Genomic DNA, 22542 nt, shown 5'->3' with positions numbered 1-22542 from the left:
GTCACCCATGCAGATGCGGGAAGCCGTGGCGCTCGGCCAGCAGCGCAAGAATGCGCCTGGTGTTATCGGCGAAGGCCTTGCCCTTGGCCGTCGGCAGATCGGCCGGCGGATCGCTGCCGATGATCAGCACCGGCAGCGACTGGTGCCGCTCGCCGAGCGCATCGATCACCTTGCCCCTCGGCCTTGCAAACGGGACGCGTTCGACATCCAGTCTGGCGGCGAGATCGGGAAAGGCAGCGAGCAGCCCTTCGACCTGGTTGCAAAAAGGACAGACGAAGGTCCGGCCCGGATGTTTTGGATCGGAGAAACCCGGCTGGATGAGAAAGAGCTTGTCGCGCGCCATGGTCGATCTATTCCGCAGCCGCAGCGGCATGCCGCGAAAACCGGTTTGCCGGCCGCTTCAGGCCGAGATTGTCGCGCAAGGTGCTGCCCTCATACTCCTGACGGAACAGGCCACGGCGGCGCAGTTCCGGCACCACAAGCTCGATGAAATCCTTCAAGCCACCGGGCATGATCGGCGCCATGATGTTGAAGCCGTCGGCCCCGTAGTTCTGGAACCGCTCTTCCATGGTGTCGGCGATCTGTTGCGGCGTGCCGACCACCTGCCAGTGGCCGCGGGCACCGGCGATGCGCAGATAGAGCTGCCGGATCGTCAGATCCTCGCGCCGTGCCAGATCGATCACCAGCGCCTGCCGGCTCTTGCCGGCATTGGTCTCCGGCAGGTCAGGCACCGGCCCGTCGAGCGGATAGGAACTAAGATCGAAGCCGCCGGCCAGCGCCGACACCAAACCGAGGCCGACTTCCGGCTGGATGAGGTCCTGCAGCTGTTCGAACTTTTCCTGCGCCTCGGCTTCGGTGCGGCCGACGACCGGAAAGATGCCGGGCAGGATTTTCAGATCATCCTGCGAGCGGCCGTATTTGCCGAGCCTGCCCTTGACGTCGGCATAGAAGGCGGTGGCTTCGTTGAGCGTGATCTGCGCCGCAAAGATCGCTTCCGCCGTGCGCGCCGCCAGCTCCTTGCCCGGGCCGGACGCGCCGGCCTGGACGACGACCGGATGGCCTTGCGGCGTGCGCGGCGTGTTCAGCGGACCGCGCACCTTGAAGTGCTGGCCCTTGTGGTTCAGCACATGCAGCTTGTCCTTGTCGAAATAGCGCCCGCTCTCCCTGTCGCGCGGGAAGGCGTCATCCTCCCAGCTGTCCCACAGGCCCAACACGACATCGGCGAATTCCTCGGCGCGATCGTAGCGGTGGCCGTGCTGGATATGCGTGTCGTGGCCGAAATTGAATGCCGCGTCCGTATCGGAAGAGGTAACCAGGTTCCAGCCTGCGCGCCCGCCGCTCAGATGGTCGAGCGATGCAAACTGGCGGGCGAGATTGTAGGGATCGGAATAGCTGGTCGAAGCGGTGGCGATCAGGCCGATGTTGGTGGTCACCGCCGACAGCGCCGACAGCAGCGTGATCGGCTCGAACGGATAGACGCCGCTATGCGCCTTGCGGCTGGCGGCCTCGAGATTGCTCAGCCGCGCCGCCACGCCATCGGCAAAGAAAATCGCGTCGAATTTGGCCGCTTCCGCCAGCCTCGCCAGTTCGACGTAGTCGCCGAGCCTGGTCCCCTCGCCCGCCGCCGGATGGCGCCAGGCCGCCACATGGTGACCGGTGAAGAGCAGAAACGCTCCAAGCTTGAGCTTGTCCTTGCGCCTGGCCATTTCCGCGCCTCCTCAGCGGTACAATCCGCCGACCGGGAATTCCCCGGTCAGCAACCAGGTGCCGATGGTGCGTTTCTTGTATTCGGCCGGATTGTGCAGCGTGTGCGTGCGCACGTTGCGCCAGAACCTGTCATAGCCATTAGCCTTGGTGGCCGAGCGGGCGCCCATCACCTCAAAAACCTCGCTCGACGCATCGAGGCCGATCTGCCCGGCATAGACATTGGCGGTGGCAAGGTCGATCGCCGTCTGCCCGCGCTGCTCCAGGGTCAAGGCCTCGCCTTGGCTGTACGCGGCGTCGAGGCTGCGCGCCGCTATATCGGCGAGTTCGGCCGCGGCCAGCGTTCGGATATAGAGGTCGCCATATTTGCGCTGCACGAACGGATCGTCGGTATGCTTTTCATAGCCGGAATAGACCCAGGGCCGCGATTGCGAGACCGTATAGTCGCGGCCCTCGCTCAGCGCTCCCTGCGCACTGCCGACAAACAAATTGAGCAGCACCGCCTGCTGGAACAGCGACGTCAGCGTCTGGAACGGCGTCAACGGCACGGCGGGCGAGCCGATCAGTTCGTCATCGCCGACATGCACGTCCTTGAACGTGACCTTGCCGCTGCCGGTCTGCCGCTGGCCGACACCATCCCAGTCATCCTCGATGACGATGCCTTCGCGATCCGCCGGGATCGCTGCCGCTAACCGGTCCTGGCCGTCCTCCCAGGCGACCTGGATATAGTCGGCGATGTGGGAACCGGAGGAGAACGGCCTGAAGCCGCTCAGGATCCAGCCCGTACCGTTGCGCCTGGCCGTTGACGTCTTCGACATGGCGTTGCCGGAATTGCCCCAGACCCAGTTCTCGCGGGCCGAGCGTGTCAGCAACCGGTCTTTCTGCGCCTGCGTGCCGCGAAACAGAACGCCGTTGAGCGGCAGATGATGATAGCCGTAGAGATGGGCGAGCGAGCCGTCGGTGCGGGCGAATTCGCGCACGACGCGAAGCACCGACAGCCAGGAAGCGCCCTTGCCGCCATAGCGCTTGGGAATCTGCGCCGATGGCAGGCCGCTTTCCTTCAGCAGCCGGATCTGTTCGAGCGGCCGTCCACCGGCCTTGTCGCGCGCCACCGCATCCCGATCGAAGATGTCGCGCAGGTCGACCGCCGTGGCGACGAAAGGGTCGGAGAGGTCAGGGCTGAAGGTCATCGGCGTTTGTCCATGGAATATCTATTCCGCCGCGATGGTCTGCGCCGGCCGCCAAACGGCAGAGGCATAGGCCTCCTCGCCGAACTCGGCCGGATGGCTGCCGGTGATGCGGTTCTCGTGGCTGTCGAGATCCGCAAGGAAGAGATCACGGCTGATGCGGGCAACAACGGCCGGCACGTCGCGCCTGATCGACGGCACATCGCCGATCGGCAGACCGAAACTGACGAAGCCGCCGGGATTGAAGACATGGATATTCCTCAGGAACGGCGCCTCCCCCGGCGCTTTCTCGAGGAACTCATGGCCGAGGCCGAGATAGGGATGGGCGCCGAAAAATTCGTCCAGTTCGCCTTCCGGCGGCGCGTATTGGTCACGCCACAGCCGGATCGAGGCGGCGAAATCGGCAAACTCAGGCTTGCGGGTCGGGTCGGCGAAGTAGCCGGTGCCGGCAATGACGAAGTCAAAGACAAATGTCTCGCCGGCGATATCGGTGACGACCTTGCCGTCTTCGACCTCCGCATGTGTCCAGGGGGCGCCGAGATGCAGGTGGAAATTCTTGTGCTGCACCACCCGTGCCACCGCATCGGGCGGTGGCGTTGAACCGGCATCGCGAAACCGCAGTGCCTGACGCCAGCGTACAGCATCGGGAAGGCGCGGATAATTGTCATAGGCTCCGGGATAGCCGCGCACGCGGTTGATCGGCACGCTGGCAATGCTGTTGCGGCGGGCGAACAAACGCACCGATTTTGCCCCAGCTTCGAGTGCCGTCGCGGCCCCATCGAATGCCGAAGCGGCCGATCCGACGACGGCGACCGCCTTGTCCTTGAGCGAGGCAAAATCGATTGCTGCCGAACTGTGCGCGACAAAGCCCTGAGGCAGAGCGGCCAGCACCGCAGGAATGGCTGCACCGCCGCTGCCGCCAAATCCATTGGCCAGAATGAGCTTGCGCGCCGTTTCGACCGATGGGGCGCCGCCGGCTTCGAGGTGGAGCCGAAAATGTCCGCCCGCCGGCTCGATACGCACGAGACGCGTGCCATAGCGAATGCCGATGCCGAGAAAGTCGCGATACCATTTCAGGTAACGCGCCCAATCCGTCCGCGCGATGCGATCGAAGCCGGCATAGGCTTCGGCACCATGGCGTGCTTCATACCAGGACTGGAAGCTCAAGCCTGGCAGGCCGAGTTCCGGCCCCGGCAGGCCCTTTGGCGTTCGCAGCCGGTTCATCCGCGCATGGGTAAGCCAGATACCGGCCTTGGTCTCATCCGGCGCCGCGTCGACGACCGCGACCTTGCCGATGCCGGCACGCCTCAGCGCGAAGGCGAAGGTCGCGCCCGTCTGCCCGCCACCGACGATGAAGACATTGTGGTCTATGCCCTCCCGATCCGGCACCCAGTTTTGCGGATCGGCACCGATCAGTCGAAGGGTTTCGCGGGCGTCGTGATCTGGATCGGACGGTGAAGCCATTTGGGTTCCAGCTGGAGTCGAGTGTCATCAAACTCCGCCCCGGTCGACTAACAGTCCAGAAATGTCTGCTTTGCTTGCCCGCTACTTTTTTTCACTTGCATCCCGGAGGGGCAACCTTTCGTACAGAAAATCAATATGTTAGCGGTCCGGCTTACCTAGCTGACCGATATGCCTGTTCGGCTCAGATATACAAGACATTGGCGCTCAAGGCGTGTGACGGACGCACGCGAACACTCTGTCCCTTCGCCAAAGCGCAGTCGCCCCATCGCTTGTGGCACAGCGCTGCCATGAACTTCATCGTTTTCACAAACGCCGAGGCATTGGCTGGCCTCAAGGGGGATACACCGTCTCAACGCGGATCCTCCTGCGGAGACGGGGTTCGTCCAACACTTATAAAGAATTACCTGACATTATCATCACGACGCTGCGTCTCCTCAGAGGGATTCCAATCGAATGCCTGCAGGATATTGGAACGCGGATTGGCGGGTCAACGTGCTGCACCTCCAGAACAATATTCTCGAAATGATCGCCATAGGCGAAACGCTCGAAGCGACGACGGACCGTCTTTGCCGCCGGATCGGGAAATTGTTGCCGGACGTCAGGTGTTCCGTTCTGGGCGTGGACAGCAACGGCTTGTTGCATCCCCTCCAAGGTTCCAGCCTCCCGAATGAATGTATGGCTCTTCTCGAAGGCCTGATGATCGGCCCCGCTGATGGCCTCCTGCGGCAGTGGGCCTATCTCGGAAAGGCCGTGGCTGCCAAGGACATCGCAACCGATACCCGCAAGTGGCGCCAATGCCCGTCAAACCACAACTGAACCCAAGAAAAAGCCCCTTGTGTTCTTTCATTGGAGACAAATATGCGCCTGCCATCCGCGTCACAGCTTATTCGCAAGGCTTTTGGTCGCACCGCGTCCGGGCAATCGCCGGCCGGCCTGGCTACCCGTTCGGACAGTCTTCCGGAGGAAACGAATTTCCGGATGCTCGCCGAAAACAGCGGCGACGTCATCATGCAACTCGGGCCGGACACGAAGGCACGCTACGTCTCACCGTCATGCACCCGACTTCTGGGTTGGCTGCCGGAGGAAATGGTGGGGCATGGTCCGGAGGCGTTCGTACCGCCGGAGCATCTTCAAAACATCGCTGCGGCAGCCGCGCTTTTGCTTGCCGGAGCAGATGAAGGCGAGCCGCTTGCGATCGAGATCCGGCGGAAGGATGGCAAAACTATCTGGGTGGAGAGCAAGGCGCGCATCGTCCGGGATCCGCTAACTGGCGTTCCAGGCGACTTCGTCCTGATCATGAGAGATATAACGGAACGCAAACGGCTCGAAGAACAACTCCGCTCGCTTGCGATGACGGACGGGCTGACCGGTCTGGGCAACCGTCGAGCCTTCGACGAGACCTTGGATAGGGAATGGCGACGCACCGTTCACAGCGCTGGACAGATGTCCCTGCTGTTGATCGATATCGATCGGTTCAAAGGCTTTAACGACAAATATGGCCATCAGGTTGGCGATGATTGTCTTCGTGCCGTCGCTGCCGCTATAAGAGACGTGCTTCATCGTCCTGGAGATATGGCGTTGCGATATGGCGGGGAAGAACTCGCCGTCATCTTGCCTAATACCGATGGCAAGGAAGCACTTGAAATAGCGGAACGGTTGAGGCTCGCAATCGAAAACCTCGGCCTGCCTCATGACGACAACCCGGAAGGCGGCGGACGCGTCACCGTCAGCATTGGTTCAGCGACCGCACTGTCACGATCGGGCGGGACGATTAGGATGCCGGAAGGCCTGCTTCTCGCCGCCGACACCGCCCTTTACAAGGCCAAGCACAACGGCCGAAACCGCGTCGAAGTTGCACTTCTCCTCGCATCGGAACGTCCCGACGCGGTCTGATCAAAGGACCGCTACAGCCTCGTGCACCGACTCAGCCAGAAGGTCCCGATTCTGGTTCGTCTTGACCACAAGGCATGGTTACGCCCGGCAGACCAGACTTCGGCCGGCCCACGACATGTGCCGGCTCGATTAAGCTAGCCTTTTTGCAATCATTATTGATAACAATTTTGCTCTCTTTTTTCTTGCGCTTGGAAAGGAGTTTCCCTTTGTAGCCGCGAACCCGGCTTAACTTTCCGCACGCAAGAACATCGGTCGTGGGGTAGCGTCATCGCTGGTCAAATGGGTATTGCCACCAGCCCAGCTGTTTTGGTCTATGCCGGCGGCTGTTAGGTTTTTCGCTTCCGATCTAATGGCGTTCCGAACGGCGCAGATATTTCTCCAGCCACAGGCTGTAACGCGAGCCGCCGAAGGACAGCACGAAATAGATCAGCGCGGCGAACAGATAGGCCTCGTCGTAGTAACCGAGCCACCGCGGATCGGTCGCCGACGATCGGGCCGCATTGAGCAGATCGAAAATGCCAATGACGGCGAGCAGCGATGTCGCCAGCAGGAAGCCGATTGCCAGATTGACCATGCCGGGAATGACCAGGCGCAGCGCCTGTGGCCGGACAATGAGCTGCATTGTCCGCCAGTAGCCGAGGCCAAGCGCCGTCGCGGCTTCGTGCTGGCCCGCCGGGATCGCCTGGAGGCCGGCGCGAATGACTTCGGCGACATAGGCTGACCAGAACAGCGTGATCATGATCATCGCCCTGACATTCTTGTCGATCAGTTGGCCATTGGGAATGGCCATTGGCAGGATGAGCATCGCCACATAGAGGATGGCCACCATCGGTGTGCCACGCATCAGTTCGATGAAGGCAATCGCAAGCGTGCGCAGGCCACCCATTCTGGAGCGCCGCGCCAGCGCCAGCAGGATCGCCAGCGGGGTCGCAAGGCCGAAACAGACCGACCACACGAACAGCGTCACCGCCAGTCCACCCCACTGGTTCGATGGGACGGTTGGAGGGATAAGCGTGCCGGACATCAGGATCCAGCTAGCGGCGATCACGACAATCCAGGCGACGAGCAATCCCTTGCGCCAGAATCGGGGTTGCGCGGTGATGACGAGCGACCCCAGCAACAGCACCATGACAATCAGTGGACGCCATTGCAGCCCCGGTGGGTAAAAGGCGAACAGGATGAAGCGGAATTTTGCCCCGACGAACGCCCAGCACGCGCCGGACGCCGCAGCGCAGTCGGCCGACGTTCCCGCCCATGTTGCGTCGAGGATGCCCCAGCGCAGCAGCGGCGGTACGATCCAGCCAAGCAACGCCACCGTGACCACCGTGATGACCGTGTTGAGCGGTGTGCTGAAAAGCCCGATCTTCAACGTCTGCAGCGTCGCCGACGATCGCCATGTTGGTGCCTCGAGAGTATCGGAAATGCTCATGACCGCACAGTTCCCCTGAGAGCGACACGCTTGTTGTAGACATTCATAGCCGCCGAGACTGACAGGTTGATGGCTAGGTAGATGGCGATCAGCAGCGTCAGCGCTTCCAGCGACTGACCGGTCGTGTTGGCTGTGGTGTTGACGATGCTGACAAGGTCGGGGTAGCCGATGGCGACGGCAAGGCTGGAATCCTTAATCAGGTCGAGATAGCTGGACGTCGTCAGCGGCGTGATGACACGCAGCGCCTGCGGCAGCACGATGAGGCGCATGATCTGGCCACCGTGCAGACCGAGCGCCCTCGACGCCTCCCATTGGCCGCGGTCAACCGACTGGATGCCGGCCCGCACGATCTCCGCAATGGCCGCCGAGAATTTCACCACCAGACCGGTCAGCAGGGCCGCAAATTCCGGTGTCAGATTGTAGCCGCCACGGATGTTGAAACCGGCCAGCGCCGGTATCTCCCAGCTCGCGCTGGCGCCGGTCAGCGGAAAGGCAAGCACAATGCCACACAGCAGTATTGCAGTTGCCAGCACCAGCCGCCCACCGGACAAGCTGTCCTTGCGTCGCGCCCATACAAGGAAAGCCAGATAGGCAATGGCCAGGCTACCAAGCAGCCAGATCGTCGACGCAGACACATTGTGGAAGCCGAGCCCAGGAACGAAAACGCCACGGTTAGTGAGGAAAAAGCTGTCGAAGGCCGAGAGTGCCTGCCGTGGCGACGGAAACGATTTTGCCAGCGAAATCCAGAAGAACAGCTGAAGCAAGAGCGGCGTGTTGCGAATGATCTCGACGTACCAGCGCACCAGCCCTGCAAGCAACAGATTGCCGGAGAGGCGGGCAACCCCGAGAATGACGCCGAGGATCGTTGCCAGTACGCAGCCAAGTGCGGCCGCCCTCAGTGTGTTCAGAAGACCGGCCAGAATGGCACGCGCGTAGGGATCGCCCGCCTTGAAGGCGATCGGCGCTTCGCCGATCTCGAAATTCGCCGGCCGGCTGAGGAATTCGAACCCTGGCGTGATGCCGATACGCGCCATGGTCTCGACTGTGTTGTGGCCGAGCAGCCAGAACAGGGCTGTGACCGCCGCAATCACGGCGATCTGCGTCATCGGCCAGTCGCCCCACCACAGCGACATCTTCCGCAAGATGCCGGGTCCGTCTGGACCCGGCATGGTATCGTCAGTCAATGACATGGGATGAAGTTTCTTAGCGGAACGGCGGCGAATAGAGCAGACCGCCATTGGTCCACAGGCTGTTGTAGCCACGCTCCCAGCCGAGCGTCTTCAAATTCCGGTCATAGATTTCGCCGTAATTGCCGACGGTCTTGATGATGTTGTAAGCCCATTTCGGATCGAGGCCGATCGCCTGGGCGAGCGACGGGTCGACGCCGAGAAAGCGCTGTATGGCCGGGTCTGGCGACTCGAGGAAGTCGTCGACATTCTTGCTGGTGATGCCCCATTCCTCGGCCTGGATGGTCGCGTTGACCGTCCAGTTGACGATCTCGAGCCAGCGGTCGTCGCCGCCGGCGATCGCCGGTGCGAGCGGCTCCTTCGACAGTCGCTCGGGCAGGATGATATAGTCATCAGGCTTCTTCAGCTGCGTGCGCTTGCCGACGAGATCGGACGAATCCTGCGTGATGGCGTCGACGCGACCTGTCTCCAGCGCATTGATGAATTGACCGGTGTCCTCGATCGTCACCGGCGTGAACTTCTTGCCGGTCTTGCGGAAGAAGTCGGCGATGTTCAGTTCGCCTGTCGTCCCGCTCTGCACGCCAATCGTGGCGCCATCGAGGTCGGCGGCCTTGGTGACGCCGAGGTCCTTGCGAACCAGGATGCCCTGACCGTCATAGAAGACCGTCGGGCCAAAATGGAAACCGAGCTGGAAGGCTCGCGCGATCGTCACGGTGACGCCTGACAGCAGCACGTCGAATTCACCGGCCTGGAGCGCGGGCAGACGCTGCTGCGGCGAGGAATTGGTGAACTCCACCTTGTCCGGATCACCGAAGACGGTGATCGAAAGCGCGCGACCGTAGTCGACGAAGAAACCTTGCCAGCGACCGTTGCTGTCTGGCGAGAAAAAGCCGGGTGTCGTGCCGACGCCCACTTTGATGGAGCCGCGCTCCTTGATCTTGTCGAGTGTCGGGCCGGCAAAGGTCGCGGTCGAGAACAGTCCTGCCGCCACCACCAGCGTCGTCGCCAGTGCCGTCCTCCAACCGGCGCCAGGCCGCATTGCAATCGTCATGTCAGTCAACTCCTGATGTTTATCGTTGTCAGCCGATGGCGGACGTCCCCCGCCCTGTTCGACTGCCTCGAAGTTAACTCTATAATTTTTGTAGACTAAGGAACGGCAATCCAATTTTTTGCCTGTCCGGAAAGCAGATTGCTGCGAAAGTGCACATCGGCGGCGAAGGCAAACCGTGTTGTTTCCGAATGATTGACCCTAGGGAAAACGCGTTCCAGACAGCGCCGAACAAGGAGCCCCGGACAAAAAAGGCCGGGCTCGAATGCGGCCCGGCCAAAAGAAGGGTCAAACCTTCAGAGGGAACACCGTCCGGGGAATGGAAGGAAACCGCCGGACGATTTTGCCTGTTTGATCTTGTTTCACAGCCTTGGCGACGAATGTAGTTCCAAAAAAGCATATAAATGGGCAAAAATTCGTGCGTTGCATTATAGAACCCTCGCGAGCGCGCTGCTCCGGTCTCGAGAGGAGTGGCGGCGTGCCACGTCGGGGTGTGAACGCAGTCGGCTTTTCAGGACATTGGTGACGACATCCACGCGCTGAAGAAGAAGGCAACCCAAATCCGCTCGACGCCGGCAGGCGGCGTCACCACACGATTTAACGTTGGCGCGCAGATAGCCCTCTAGGCGGACTACCCTCCTCCAGCCAACTCATATTTCGTCACCGCATCGATCCAGAATGGCACCGGATCGTGTCGCTGGAAGCAACTGAACCGCTTGCGCAAGCCGGGGCCTGCTTGGCGTGATTGGGCTCCCGATGCTCCGGCAGGCCTTTCGCGGGGAGCACGATCGCCACGGCAGCCGTGTAGGCTCGATGGTCCGCTTCATGGCGGATCTGATCCCCTGCCCACTGAGACTGTACGTAATGACGTTCGCTATTATGCGCGGCGTCCCGCAGGCAGGTGTCGCCTTCGCGGTGACGATGATGCTGGGGGGGTGGCCTTTACGCTCTCCGTCGTTCGTGGATGCGATCACAAGGCTATTCAATGTCTGGGGGGACTTGTCCTGATCATCGTCGCGTGGAATGCGATCGTTTCCGGATGAACGCGAGTGCGGCTTTGCTCAGTCCACGCAGTTCAGGACTTCGGCGTAGAAGACTCTCGGCGGCGGCGTGCTCGGTTCAGACAGGATGGGTGGGGACTTCTCCCCACCCTGTCACCTGAGACGCGCACTCAGTACAAAGCGCACGGTGAAGATGCGGGCTGGGGGTAAAGAAATGGTTAGCCTCTTCGCACCTTGTCCGTCTCGAAGGCAGCTTTCTGACCCTCGAACGCTGGTGGGCCGCGCCGACGTCGGCGCGGTGCCCGGCCTCTCCGGTTATGTCTCGACGGCGCCGATCCTGTTCGAAGGCTTCGTCCGCTCGGGCCTCACCACCGTGCCATTGCCGAGACGGTCGACCGGCGTGCGCCGTCCCAAACGCGACAAGTTGCCAGTAATCACTGGCGCGCTTTGGTGCCGGCGCCGACGGTCTGGTGCGGGCGATAGCGACCAAACCGGCGCTGACGATCATCTTTCCGCCCGACGGCGCGCGTGTCCATCTCGGCACCAATTCGGACGATGCTCCCCCCGCTGGTGCAGCTGCAAGGCGGACGCGCGCCCTTCCGCTGGCTGGCCAACGGCAAGCCGCCGTCGGCATCGGCCGGCGGTGCATCGTGAGTTGGCAGCCGGATGGTGCCGGCTATTGCGCGCGAATGGTGGCACTCCACCCTGGAAGACGAGCCGTTTCCAAAGCAACGCTTCGACTTGCCCGGCACCGCCGGGTGAGCCGCCGGCCGACATCTCCTGCGGGCGCGACCCGCTTAGATAACGTCGAACCGGCGCGGAGTCGGTATTGCTAATATGGGGAAACCATTTCCCAGAGAGGAATAACGATCGGCGAAAAATTGCTCCAGGAGGCCAAAAAAGGCAACATTGAATGCATCTAAATTCTATCAATTCGGTAGAGTTCGGCCGTCATCAACGGAGGCGGAAATGACCAAACCTCATTTCAAGAAACTGCTCGGCGCGCTGGTCGCCACATCTGTCCAGTTCGGCACGCTCGGTTTCGCGTTCGCCGATACCACCATTCTCAACGTGTCCTACGACCCGACACGTGAACTCTACAAAGCCTATGACGAGGCCTTCGCCGCGCACTGGAAGACTGAGACCGGCGAGACCGTGACCATCCAGCAGTCGCATGGCGGCTCGGGCGCCCAGGCTCGCGCCGTGATCGACGGCCTCGACGCCGATGTGGTGACGCTGGCGCTCGAAGGCGACATCAACGCCATCGTGTCCAAGTCGAAGAAGATCAATCCAGACTGGCGCAAGAAATTCGAAAACAATTCAGCGCCCTACACCTCGACCATCATCTTCCTGGTGCGCAAGGGCAACCCCAAGGGCATCCATGACTGGGGCGACCTGGTGAAGGATGGTGTGCAGGTGATCACACCGAACCCCAAGACCTCCGGTGGCGCGCGCTGGAACTACCTGGCCGCCTGGGCCTACGCCAACGCCAACGACGGCGGCGACGAGGCCAAGACCAAGGAATTCGTCAGCAAGCTCTACGCCAATGCTCCGGTGCTCGACACCGGCGCGCGCGGCTCGACTGTGACCTTCGCGCAAAAAGGCCTGGGCGACGTGCTGATCGCCTGGGAAAACGATGCCTACCTGGCGCTCGACGAATTTGGCGCCGACAATTTCGACATCGTCTATCCGCCGACCTCGATCCTGGCCGAGCCGCCGGTGGCCGTGGTCGACGCCAATGTCGACGCCAAGGGCACACGCAAGGTTGCCGAGGCCTATCTGAGCTACCTCTATTCGAAGGAAGGCCAGACCATCATCGCCAAGAACCACTATCGGCCTTCCAAGCCCGAACTGGTTCCGCCCGAGGAGCTCGCCAAGCTGCCGCCGATCAAGCTGATCACCATCGACGATCCACTTTTCGGCGGCTGGAAGAAAGCGCAGCCTTATCATTTCGGCGATGGTGGTATATTCGACCAGATCTACAAGCCGGCCCAGTGAGCTAATCTAGATCAGGACAATACGACCACAGCACCCGCGCAGCGGGGTGGCGGTTCAGGCAGCCGAGTGTCATTCCGGGTTTCGGATTGACGCTCGGCTTCTCGCTTGCCTACCTCACGCTCATCATCCTCATCCCCTTGTCTGGGCTGGTCTGGCGCTCGGCCGCAGCGGTCGACGGGCCTATCGCCTGAAGGATTGAAACTCGCGGACCCGGTCCAGCCACTCACCCACCAGCGATTACGAAGGCCAGCAGCGGGAGCGGAACCGCGACTGGAAACCAACTTACGGCAAGGCCGAGCGAGAGCGTTAGAGCGCTATCCCAGCTATGCGAGCACCGAGCGCTTCCAATCCGTTGTCGTAAATGCGCCTCAGAACGCCTTCGGCAACCTCAGCTCGCTGGAATGTGCAACCGAGGAGATCGCGTCCTCCCAACCTCGCCGGCCTATTGGCGATGCGGTCCCAAACGCCCCACGTTCCACCGGCTTCAATGTGGCAGTAGAATCTGTGTTGGCAATGTTCCATGCAGGTAACCGTGCACATTGGTTTTGGCTCCGCCTTGTCGGCGCAAGTGGTTAATGTCGCCTGCAATGACCGACAGTGACGATCACGCCGAAGTGGAAAAATGCGAGGCTAGCGAAACAGCACGTAGGCGTTCAGGCCCGGCCGGCCCCGGCTTCTCTGCCTTGGTGCGGGCTTTAAGAGGTCGTTTAACAGAGGTCGGATCGTCGGAACTTGTCTTTCAATGATGCCTTTTTTCGCACGAAGCGGCCAAGAGGTCTTGACCTACTCCGCCGACCCATTGTCGCCAAAAGGTGATGCGCTCGGCACGCACTGTAGCGACCACCCGGCCGGCGTTGGCTGCTTCTGATATTCGGTGATGGCGGCAGCGCATTGTTCACGCGTGTCGAAGCTGCTGGGCAGCACGACCAATCCCCCCTGCGGACCGGCGATCACCAGATACCAGATCAACGCTGTGGTCGAAGCCATGGTGACTTCCAGCGCTTTCAGGAGCCGCGATAGTAACCGCGCGGTGTGGTTTTTGGTCCTGGCCAGCTTTCCGACGGGTTTGCGGCCAATTTGGCGGATCGCCGATCTCCTAGCCACAGCGACATCTTTTTTCTTGCTAGGAGTTCGTCGCAAATGCCATCCGCTCCACGCTTGGCGGCAATCGCATAGTCGGCTCTGTTCGTCCGATAGTCTTCTTGTTGCACGGACATCGTTGCTCCTCCCATTGCGGCCTTCTCCCTCCTATTGGCCCGACGCTGAACTAACTGCCGGTGCTTCGGCCGAGTCTACCAATTGGAGATTGTATCAAACTACAGTTCTCGGTCGCGCCATATGTCTCGTGTTTTCGATGATGCAGCTGCAAACCCCTCGGGAATCTTCACCGTTCTCTCCAAATGACCGTGACGATGAGAAGCGCCCTCAAAAGGACGCCGTCGATCCGCTCGCCAAGTCGCGCCAGCACACCGCGCAAGATACGCCCCAACCGAAGTGCCTGCGATGAGAAAGCGCCGTCCTTGACCTCGCGCTGCATGACGTCGACCACTGCTGCCAGCATATCATCCATATTGGCTATACCATTGCGCCGGGCTCTGCCCCATGCCCGGCAAATCGACATAGTGTCGTCGTCATCCAAAGCGCCCCAGCATACATGCACCGCCCGCGCGAGGTGCGCGAGCGGTGCGGTTGCCGGGGATGTGGGTGGATCAAAAGTCCAGGCCACCGCCACCGGCGCCGCCAGCGGGCAGCGCCGGCCTATTCTTGGCCGGAGCGTCGGCGATCAGGGCCTCGGTCGTCACCAACAGGCCAGCGATCGACGCTGCGTCCTGCAGCGCGGTAAGCACGACCTTGGCCGGATCGAGAATGCCTGCCTGCAGCAAGTCGACATAGGTCTCGTTCTGCGCGTCGAAGCCGAATGTCAGCGACTTGTTTTCGAGGATCTTGCCGACGACGATCGATCCTTCGACGCCGGCATTCTCGGCGATCTGGCGGACTGGGGCCTCAAGCGCCTTCAGCACGATGCTGATACCCGCCTGGATGTCCTCGTTGTCGTTCTTTAGCCCATGGACGGCAGTCTTGGCGCGCAAGAGTGCGACACCGCCGCCCGGCACGACGCCCTCCTCGATAGCCGCGCGGGTCGCGTTCAGCGCGTCGTCGACACGGTCCTTCTTTTCCTTCACTTCAACTTCGGTCGCACCGCCGACGCGAATGACGGCAACGCCGCCGGCGAGCTTGGCGAGACGCTCTTGCAGCTTCTCCTTGTCGTAGTCCGACGTGGTTTCTTCGATCTGCGTCTTGCCGGCGCCGTCGACCACAATCGTGTTTTCCTTGTCGATGCGGATCCTCTTGGTGCGACCAAGCTGCGCCAGGGTGACATTTTCCAGCTTGATGCCGAGGTCTTCCGAGATCACTTGCCCGCCAGTGACGATGGCAATGTCCTCAAGGAGTGCCTTGCGGCGATCACCAAAGCCCGGAGCCTTGACCGCGGCGATCTTCAGGCCGCCGCGCAGCTTGTTGACGACGAGCGTGGCCAGCGCCTCGCCGTCGACGTCCTCGGCGATAATGAGGAGCGGCTTGGAGGTTTGCACCACGGCTTCCAGGATCGGCAGCAGCGGTTGCAGCGAGGAGAGTTTCTTTTCGAAGATCAGCACATAGGGATCGTCGAATTCTACGACCAGCTTGTCGGCATTGGTGACGAAATAGGGGCTGAGATACCCACGGTCGAACTGCAGTCCCTCGACCACGTCGAGTTCGGTCTCGAAGCTCTTGGCTTCCTCGACCGTGATGACGCCCTCATTGCCGACCTTCTCGACGGCGGTTGCGATGATCTTGCCGATCTCAGCCTCTCCATTGGCCGAGATCGTTCCGACCTGCGCGACCTCGTCGGACGAAGCGACCTTTCGGGCACGCTTGCGGATGTCCTTGATAGCGGTGGCTACCGCCAGGTCTATGCCGCGCTTGAGATCCTGAGGGTTGAGCCCGGCAGCGACGAACTTCGCCCCTTCCTTGACAATCGCCTGGGCGAGAACCGTTGCAGTGGTGGTGCCATCGCCGGCGAGGTCGTTGGTCTTGGAAGCGACCTCGCGAACGAGCTGGGCGCCGATGTTCTCGAACTTGTCCTCAAGTTCGATCTCCTTGGCCACGGTGACGCCATCCTTGGTGATGCGCGGCGCGCCAAACGACTTGTCGATAACCACGTTGCGGCCCTTTGGGCCAAGCGTCACCTTGACGGCGTTGGCGAGAATGTCGACGCCCCGCAGAAGGCGGTCACGGGCATCGGTGGAGAATTTTACGTCCTTGGCAGCCATGTTGAATGTCCTGTCTTGCGAAGCGGCGCGCATCATTCACGCAGGCGCGGCACGTTCCGGAATTGATGAAAATGGCATACGACCTTCGGAAACCTCTTGGGGTTACCGAAGTGAGGCGTCAGGCGATGATCCCGAGAATGTCGGATTCCTTGACGATCAGCAGGTCCTCGCCGGCGATCTTGACTTCAGTGCCTGACCATTTGCCGAACAGCACCTTGTCGCCCGCCTTGACGTCGAGCGGCACCAACTTGCCCGATTCATCGCGCGCGCCGGGGCCGACAGACACGACCTTACCTTCCTGTGGCTTTTCCTTGGCTGTGTCCGGAATGATGATCCCACCCTTGGTCTTCTCGTCACTCTCAAGCCGGCGGATCACCACCCGATCGTATAACGGTCTGAAACTCATAAAACCTATCTCCTGTGGCGTCATGAATGCTGTTGGCTTCCGCTCAACGTTGCTGGCGCTCGACTTTCCAGAGTGCCAAGCGGACTTTAGCGGATGGACCGACAGGCTCTCAAAGCCGGCAATTTCTTTGATCAAGTCGGGAGTAGGATGTATTTCTGAAAGTCGATTGGTCCGGGATTTTGCGTACCAAATCTCGGGTACTCATTTCTGGCCGCCAACCGACATCGTCGGAAGATGCCGGGATCTTGAGGCTTTGCTCAAGATCCCGCTTTGGCAGCAGGCGCAGGCACCGCCCTCGGCGCCGGTGCGATCGCGTTCACGCCAATGCCGGATAGTCGATGTAACCTCTGGCGCCGCCGCCATAGAAGGTGGCCTTGTCTGGCGTGTTGAGATCGGCTCCTTCCCGGAGCCTGCGGACGAGATCCGGATTGGCAAGGAAGAGCTTGCCGAAGGCCACCAGGTCAGCGCGCCCTTCCGCGATTGCCGCCTCGGCGAGCTTCGCGTCGTAACCATTGTTGACCAGCCAGGCGCCTTTGCCGCCAGCGTCGCGATAGGCGGCCTTGAACGATGCATAATCGAACGGCCGCTCGCCTTGCTGAAAATCCCGTGCTCCGCCCGTCGCACCTTCTATGACGTGGACATAGGCAAGCCCATAGTCGGCAAGCCGCCTGACGACATGCTCGAACAATGGCTGGGGATCGGGATCGAATGCATCGTTACCGGGCGTGACCGGTGAAAGGCGGATGCCGGTCCTGTCCGCACCGACTTGCCTGACGACCGCATCCACCACCTCGAACGGGAAGCGCGCGCGGTTCTCGATCGATCCGCCATACTCGTCGGTGCGGTGATTGCTTCCGGAGCGCAAGAACTGGTCGAGCAGATAACCGTTGGCGCCGTGAATCTCGACACCGTCGAAGCCGGCATCTTCTACCGCCGATTTCGCGGCACGCCGAAAGTCCTCGACAATGCCAGGCAATTCGTCCCGTTCGAGCGCACGCGGCTCAGACGTTTCGGCAAAAACGCCGCTGCCTTCCGGATCGATCAGATAGGTCTTGGATTTGGCGCGGATTGCCGACGGCGCGACCGGCTTGCCGCCGCCGGGCTGCAGCGAATTGTGGGAGATTCGGCCGACATGCCAGAGCTGCACCACGATCTTTCCGCCTGCCGTATGGACGGCGTCCGTCACTTTGCGCCAGCCCGCAAGCTGCTCAGGCGCGTAGAGGCCAGGCACATCAGCATAGCCCTGCCCCTGATGCGTGATCGCCGTCGCTTCCGTGATGAGCAGCCCTGCCGTGGCGCGCTGTGCGTAATAGGTGACGGCCAGGTCTCGCGGCACGGCATTCGGCGAACGGTTGCGCGTCAGCGGCGCCAGGACGACGCGATTGGCAAGGGTCAGGTCACCGACCTTGATAGGATCGAACAGCGTAGTCATGGAAATACCTTTCATGGAGATGGTGGGTACGGCTCTGGTCCAAACCCGCCTTATGGAGTGTTGGAAGCGCTAGGCGATTTTCCGGATTGCTCGATCTTGTCGGCTCCGCCGACAATGCCGGCGAAATCCGTCCAGACACCACGCGCGCTCTCCTCCCATTTCGCCCGTTCCTCAGGCTGGACGACATGGCCACCATGTTCGGCCAGCGGTATAGAGCTCGCCTCATCGACAACGATCAGCTCATTCAATTGCTTCCTTCCTTCCTGTCTGCCGCCGGCAGACGTCACGAAGCGGACGCGGCCACCTTGGGGCGTGTACCGCGCCCGAACTCGACATCCCAGCTGCGCTCCGCAGGTGCACCCTCGCCGCTCAGTCCGAGTTTGGGGAAAAGCAGTTCGGCGACATTGAATGCCTCTTCCAGATGCGGGTAGCCGGACGCGATGATCGTTTCGATGCCGATCTCCTGATACTCGCGAATGCGCGCGGCAACATTTTCGGGATTGCCGACCAGAGCTGTTCCCGCGCCGCCACGCACCAGCCCAGGTCCAGCCCACAGATTCGGACCGACAACCAGCCGGTCGCGCCGGCCCTGATGAAGTGCCGACATGCGCTTCTGCCCAACGGATTCCGAGATGTGGACAAATCCGTTCTGGGCTTCGGCGATCAGGTCGTCGGTGACGTGGCTGATCAGCCGGTCAGCGGCAGCCCAGGCCTCATCCTCCGTTTCGCGTACGACCAGATGAATGCGAAGGCCGAAACGGATCGTGCGGCCTTGTGCAGCCGTTGCTTTCCTCACGCGATCGATCTTCTCGGCAAGCTGGTCCACCGGTTCGCCCCAGCTCAGATAGGCGTCCACATGCTTGGCGGCGATTGCAATGCCGGCGTCGGAAGAGCCTCCGAACCAGAGTGGCGGATGGGGTTGCTGAACCGGCGGGAAGGAAATGTCGGTGCCGTGGGCAGAAAGGTACTTGCCCTCGAAATCCGCCGGCTCACCTGAAAGGATCCGCCGCCAAATGGTCAGGAACTCGTCGGTTTGCGCATAGCGCTCGTCATGGCTGAGCTTGTTGCCGTCGCCGGCGAGGTCGGCTGGATCCGCCCCGGTGACGACGTTGAGCAGGACGCGGCCGCCGGAGATGCGATCCAGGGTGGCGGCATGACGCGCAAACAGGGCCGGTGTTCCGCTGCCTGGCCGAAGCGCCACGAGGAACTTCAGCCGTTCGGTGAGCGGGATCAGCCCGGCCGCCACGATCCAGGCGTCCTCACACCGCGTCCCGGTGGGCAGCAGCACGCCCTTGAAGCCAAGCCGGTCGGCGGCCTGGGCGATCTCCTTGAGATAGCCGAAGGTTGCCGGGCGGTGCCGCTCGTCGGTGCCGAGATACGGTCCATCGCCATGCGTCGGCAGGTACCAGTAGAGGTCGAGCGGCTTGCTGGGCATCGGATTGTTCCTTCAGCGATGTGGACTGTGCGGGCAGGCAATGCGTCAGAGCTTGCCCTTCCAGGGGATGAGACGGTGCTCCAGCCAGCGCATGCCGCTGGTGAAGGCAAAGGCAAGGATGGCGATGACGATGAGGCCGACGAAGACCACGTCGGTGGCGAGGAAATTGGCCGCCGACATGATCATGTAGCCAAGGCCTGACTGGGCCGCGATCAGCTCGGCCGCGACCAGCGTCGACAAGCCGGCACCGATGGCAATCTTCAGGCCGGTCATGATTTCCGGCAGTGCGGACGGCAGGATGATGCTGGTGAACAGTTGCAGCCGGCTGGCGCCGAGCGACAGCGCGGCATAGATGCGTTCAGCCGGCACTGACCGGACACCGGCCTGTGCGGCAAAGCAGATCGGTGCAAAGGTTGACAGCGACAGGAGCACGATCTTGGAAGTCTCGCCGATGCCCAGCCAGATGATCAGCAGCGGCAGGTAGGCCAGCGGCGGCAGGCCCCAATAGAGATCGATCGGCACGCTGAAGATACCCTTGACCCAGCGATTTAGTCCCATCAGCAGGCCGAGCGGAATGCCCAGGAAGATGCCGACGCCGAGCGCTGCGGCGATACGGCCAAGGCTGGCAAGCGTGTGGTCAAGCAGCGTGCCGTTGGCATAGCCATCGGCCCAGACGGCGCTGAATTGGGTCAGCACCTCGGCCGGCGACGGCAGGAACAACGGCGACGCCCATTCGAAATGCGCGGCGAGGAACCACAATGCGATCAGCGCAGCCAGTGTGACCAGGCTAATGCCGAGCGTGCTTGTCGCCGCCGGCCGGCGCGGCTTGGGAGACGGCGCGCGCTGGGCCGCAGAAGACGAAAATGACGTAGGGGAATTGGCGGCGAGCGTCATTGCAAGGTTCCTGTGCGGGCGCCTTCCGGCTGGTGGATGAGCGAGCGGATTTCCTGCCGAAGTTCGATGAAGCGCGGATGGGACTGGATCGGCCCGATGTCGCCGCGCTCCGAAAACTCGCGGACGAAATCGGCATCGAACCGGGCGACGATGCGGCCCGGCCGGGGCGACATCACAACGATGGTCGTGCCGAGCGTGAGGGCTTCCTCGATGGAATGGGTGATGAACAGGATCTGCTTGCCGGTCTTGGCCCATACCGAGGCGAGAAGCTGCTGCATCGTCTCGCGCGTCAGGCTGTCGAGGGCGCCGAACGGCTCGTCCATCAGCAGGATCTTCGGATCGGTGGCCAGCGCCCGCGCGATGCCGACGCGCTGACGCATGCCGCCGGAGAGTTCGTAGGGCGGCTTTTCGGCGAAATCGGCTAGCCCGACCAGTTCCAGCAGGCGCCTTGATCGCCCATGGCGTTCGCCGCGCGGCACGCCCCGGTATTTCAGGCCGAGAGCGACGTTGTCCAGGACATTGGCCCAGGGGAGCAACGTATCCTTCTGGAACACGACACCACGATCGCCACCGGGACCGACGATCTCCTTTCCATCAAGTGTGATCGAGCCTTCGCTGAGCGGCAGGAAGCCGGCGGTCGCGTTGAGCAATGTCGACTTGCCGCATCCGGAGGCACCAACCGCGACGACGATGGAATCCGGAGCGATGTCGAGCGAGACATGATCAAGCGCGTGTACTTCCTGGCCGTCCGAGGCCGGGAAGGTGACGCTGGCGTCGCGAATTCGAAGCATAAGGCCTCCAGGCAGTCCGGCTGACAAGGATGCCAGCCGGACCGAATGTCATTCAGGGATTTCTAGTTCGAGGCCTTGGCAGCTTCCGCATATTGCGGATCAGCGGCCGCTGCGTAACTGTCCTTGATGGCGGTGATCTTCTTCTGGTCCTTCAGGAAGCCCGCGGTGTCCTTGAGGATTTTCGCGACGGCGCTCTTGTCACCACCGCCCAGCCATTTATCGGAAACCTGCTCGTCGAGCGGCGGAACAACCGTCGTCTTCAGCTGCTCCGAATTCTCGGCCGCCGTACCGCCCTGCAATTTGGCGATCGCCTTGGCGCTCTCGGAGTCCGGTCCCCAGGCGGCCGGATTGCTCAAATAGGCAGTGTTGTAGCCATCGATCAGCCGGACATACTGGCCGAGGAAGTCGGGATTGGCCTTGGCGAAATCGCCGGTCACGACAAGTGCGCTGAAGGTCGGAGCGCCACGATCGGCGACCTGGCCGGCTGTGAGCAGAACCTTGCCGTTCTTCTTGAGTTCGGAGAGTGCCGGATCCCAGACGAAGGCGCCATCGATGTCACCGCGCTTCCAGGCCGCGACGATTTCGGGCTGAGGAATGGCGATGACCTGGGTTTCCTTCTCCGTGATACCTTCCTGCTTGAGTACGGCAAGAAGCTGGTAATGGTCGGTCGAGACGGGTGCTGCGGCGAGCTTCTTGCCCCGCAGGTCGGCCGGCGACTTGATCTCGGGCCGCACCACCAGGGCTTCGCCGTCACGAGAGACTGACGAGATGTAGAACGCCTTCACGTCGATGCCCCTGCTGACGGCGGCTGCGAACGGGCTCGATCCGACATCGCCGATCTGGACGTCGCCGGATGCGATGGCGGCGAAGATGTCGGCGCCGGAATTGAAGCGGCGGAATTCGATGTCCCAGCCGGTCTTCTTGGCAAGATCGCCATTGGCGATGCCCAGATTGTAGGGATTGGCGCCGGTCTGGTAGGCGATGACGACTTTCTTGTCGGCGGCAAGCGCTGCGGCGGAGCTGGCCGCCAGGGCAAGCCCGACAAGGGCAGCGGAAATCAGTTTTCGCATGGCATTTAATCCTTTTGAACAGAGGGCAAACCCCTCGATTGCCCGCTCAGGCCAAGAGCGTTGGATTAAAATCCACTTAACTTATAGACTTAGACAGGAATGAAATTCCGAAAACCTGCTCGCGATTGAAAAAGAAACCGGGCTGGGCTGTCGCCCTGCGATATTCACACGCAAAAAATGCGTAGTGCTTACCGCCGCACGGATTGGCTCGAAGAAGCGTCTTTGATTGCTCGAGGTAGGCGGCCGGGGGCATTTCATAATGCCTTGTCCGCCGTTCCACGATACGGAAGCT

20 protein-coding genes and 2 pseudogenes are annotated in these 22542 nt (G+C 61.6%); 4 read left to right on the top strand and 18 right to left on the bottom strand.

Annotated elements, in window-relative coordinates; genetic code table 11:
- Nucleotide 1: 1 nt before the first annotated feature.
- Genes JG746_RS34800 through JG746_RS34785 form a run of 4 tightly spaced genes read right to left on the bottom strand, consistent with a single transcriptional unit; the run spans nt 2 to nt 4355 of the window.
- A complete protein-coding gene (locus JG746_RS34800) occupies nt 2-343 on the bottom strand; it encodes a DUF3088 domain-containing protein (protein WP_199202346.1) in 342 nt (113 codons plus the stop codon).
- A 7-nt stretch (nt 344-350) separates the two neighbouring features.
- Complete coding sequence (locus JG746_RS34795) at nt 351-1706, bottom strand: LLM class flavin-dependent oxidoreductase (RefSeq protein WP_199202303.1); 1356 nt, start codon at nt 1704-1706, stop codon at nt 351-353.
- Nucleotides 1707-1718: 12 nt separating this feature from the next.
- Nucleotides 1719-2894 (bottom strand): acyl-CoA dehydrogenase family protein, encoded by a 1176-nt coding sequence (locus JG746_RS34790; RefSeq protein WP_199202302.1) that lies wholly within the window; start codon nt 2892-2894, stop codon nt 1719-1721.
- Nucleotides 2895-2915: 21 nt separating this feature from the next.
- Entirely contained in the window at nt 2916-4355 is a 1440-nt protein-coding gene (locus tag JG746_RS34785) for an NAD(P)-binding domain-containing protein (protein ID WP_199202301.1), read from the bottom strand.
- A 453-nt stretch (nt 4356-4808) separates the two neighbouring features.
- On the opposite strand from JG746_RS34785, the gene JG746_RS34780 reads away from it, so the two are divergent.
- Entirely contained in the window at nt 4809-5171 is a 363-nt protein-coding gene (locus tag JG746_RS34780; protein ID WP_199202300.1) for a hypothetical protein, read from the top strand.
- 42 nt (nt 5172-5213) lie between these two features.
- The gene (locus JG746_RS34775; RefSeq protein ID WP_199202299.1) at nt 5214-6248 is read left to right on the top strand and encodes a sensor domain-containing diguanylate cyclase; all 1035 of its coding nucleotides are present in this window, start codon (nt 5214-5216) and stop codon (nt 6246-6248) included.
- A 346-nt stretch (nt 6249-6594) separates the two neighbouring features.
- Here JG746_RS34775 and JG746_RS34770 read toward each other — a convergent pair whose 3' ends face one another.
- The 4 genes and pseudogenes from JG746_RS34770 to JG746_RS37955 form a co-directional block, all read right to left on the bottom strand.
- A complete protein-coding gene (locus tag JG746_RS34770; protein WP_199202298.1) occupies nt 6595-7677 on the bottom strand; it encodes an amino acid ABC transporter permease in 1083 nt (360 codons plus the stop codon).
- A complete protein-coding gene (locus JG746_RS34765; protein WP_244731039.1) occupies nt 7674-8867 on the bottom strand; it encodes an amino acid ABC transporter permease in 1194 nt (397 codons plus the stop codon). The genes JG746_RS34770 and JG746_RS34765 overlap by 4 nt, the downstream gene beginning before the upstream one ends.
- Nucleotides 8868-8880: 13 nt before the next feature.
- Nucleotides 8881-9903, bottom strand: coding sequence for an amino acid ABC transporter substrate-binding protein (locus tag JG746_RS34760; RefSeq protein ID WP_199202344.1), 1023 nt, complete (start codon nt 9901-9903; stop codon nt 8881-8883).
- 437 nt (nt 9904-10340) lie between these two features.
- A pseudogene (locus tag JG746_RS37955) lies at nt 10341-10532 on the bottom strand (hypothetical protein); the annotation flags it as partial.
- Between the two features lie 1350 nt (nt 10533-11882).
- On the opposite strand from JG746_RS37955, the gene JG746_RS34755 reads away from it, so the two are divergent.
- Together JG746_RS34755 and JG746_RS37425 are read left to right on the top strand one after the other, a co-directional pair.
- Nucleotides 11883-12911, top strand: coding sequence for a sulfate ABC transporter substrate-binding protein (locus JG746_RS34755; RefSeq protein ID WP_199202297.1), 1029 nt, complete (start codon nt 11883-11885; stop codon nt 12909-12911).
- A gap of 47 nt (nt 12912-12958) precedes the next feature.
- Nucleotides 12959-13078: pseudogene (locus JG746_RS37425) on the top strand (molybdate ABC transporter permease subunit); the annotation flags it as partial.
- A 616-nt stretch (nt 13079-13694) separates the two neighbouring features.
- Here JG746_RS37425 and JG746_RS34750 read toward each other — a convergent pair.
- The 10 genes from JG746_RS34750 to tauA form a co-directional block, all read right to left on the bottom strand.
- Entirely contained in the window at nt 13695-13898 is a 204-nt protein-coding gene (locus JG746_RS34750; protein ID WP_199202343.1) for a hypothetical protein, read from the bottom strand.
- Between the two features lie 397 nt (nt 13899-14295).
- A complete protein-coding gene (locus JG746_RS34745) occupies nt 14296-14481 on the bottom strand; it encodes a hypothetical protein (RefSeq protein WP_199202296.1) in 186 nt (61 codons plus the stop codon).
- A gap of 139 nt (nt 14482-14620) precedes the next feature.
- Nucleotides 14621-16222, bottom strand: coding sequence for a chaperonin GroEL (gene groL / locus JG746_RS34740; protein ID WP_199202342.1), 1602 nt, complete (start codon nt 16220-16222; stop codon nt 14621-14623).
- A gap of 118 nt (nt 16223-16340) precedes the next feature.
- Nucleotides 16341-16628, bottom strand: a complete 288-nt coding sequence (gene groES / locus JG746_RS34735; protein WP_199202341.1) for a co-chaperone GroES — start codon at nt 16626-16628, stop codon at nt 16341-16343.
- A 316-nt stretch (nt 16629-16944) separates the two neighbouring features.
- Nucleotides 16945-18060: an alkene reductase gene (locus tag JG746_RS34730; protein ID WP_199202340.1), complete on the bottom strand. Its 1116-nt coding sequence runs from the start codon at nt 18058-18060 to the stop codon at nt 16945-16947.
- Nucleotides 18061-18110: 50 nt separating this feature from the next.
- Nucleotides 18111-18308 (bottom strand): hypothetical protein, encoded by a 198-nt coding sequence (locus JG746_RS34725; RefSeq protein WP_199202295.1) that lies wholly within the window; start codon nt 18306-18308, stop codon nt 18111-18113.
- 35 nt (nt 18309-18343) lie between these two features.
- Nucleotides 18344-19495, bottom strand: coding sequence for an FMNH2-dependent alkanesulfonate monooxygenase (gene ssuD / locus JG746_RS34720; RefSeq protein WP_199202294.1), 1152 nt, complete (start codon nt 19493-19495; stop codon nt 18344-18346).
- A gap of 45 nt (nt 19496-19540) precedes the next feature.
- Entirely contained in the window at nt 19541-20389 is an 849-nt protein-coding gene (locus JG746_RS34715) for an ABC transporter permease subunit (protein ID WP_199202293.1), read from the bottom strand.
- A complete protein-coding gene (locus JG746_RS34710) occupies nt 20386-21180 on the bottom strand; it encodes a taurine ABC transporter ATP-binding protein (protein WP_199202292.1) in 795 nt (264 codons plus the stop codon). Before JG746_RS34710 ends, JG746_RS34715 begins: the two co-directional genes overlap by 4 nt.
- A 62-nt stretch (nt 21181-21242) precedes the next feature.
- Nucleotides 21243-22250, bottom strand: a complete 1008-nt coding sequence (gene tauA, locus JG746_RS34705) for a taurine ABC transporter substrate-binding protein (protein WP_199202291.1) — start codon at nt 22248-22250, stop codon at nt 21243-21245.
- Between the last annotated feature and the right edge of the window lie 292 nt (nt 22251-22542).

The organism is Mesorhizobium sp. 113-3-3 (assembly GCF_016756495.1).
GTDB lineage: Bacteria > Pseudomonadota > Alphaproteobacteria > Rhizobiales > Rhizobiaceae > Mesorhizobium.
The sequence above is the reverse complement of the archived record's forward strand: the minus strand, read 5'-3'. Positions and strand labels throughout refer to the sequence as shown.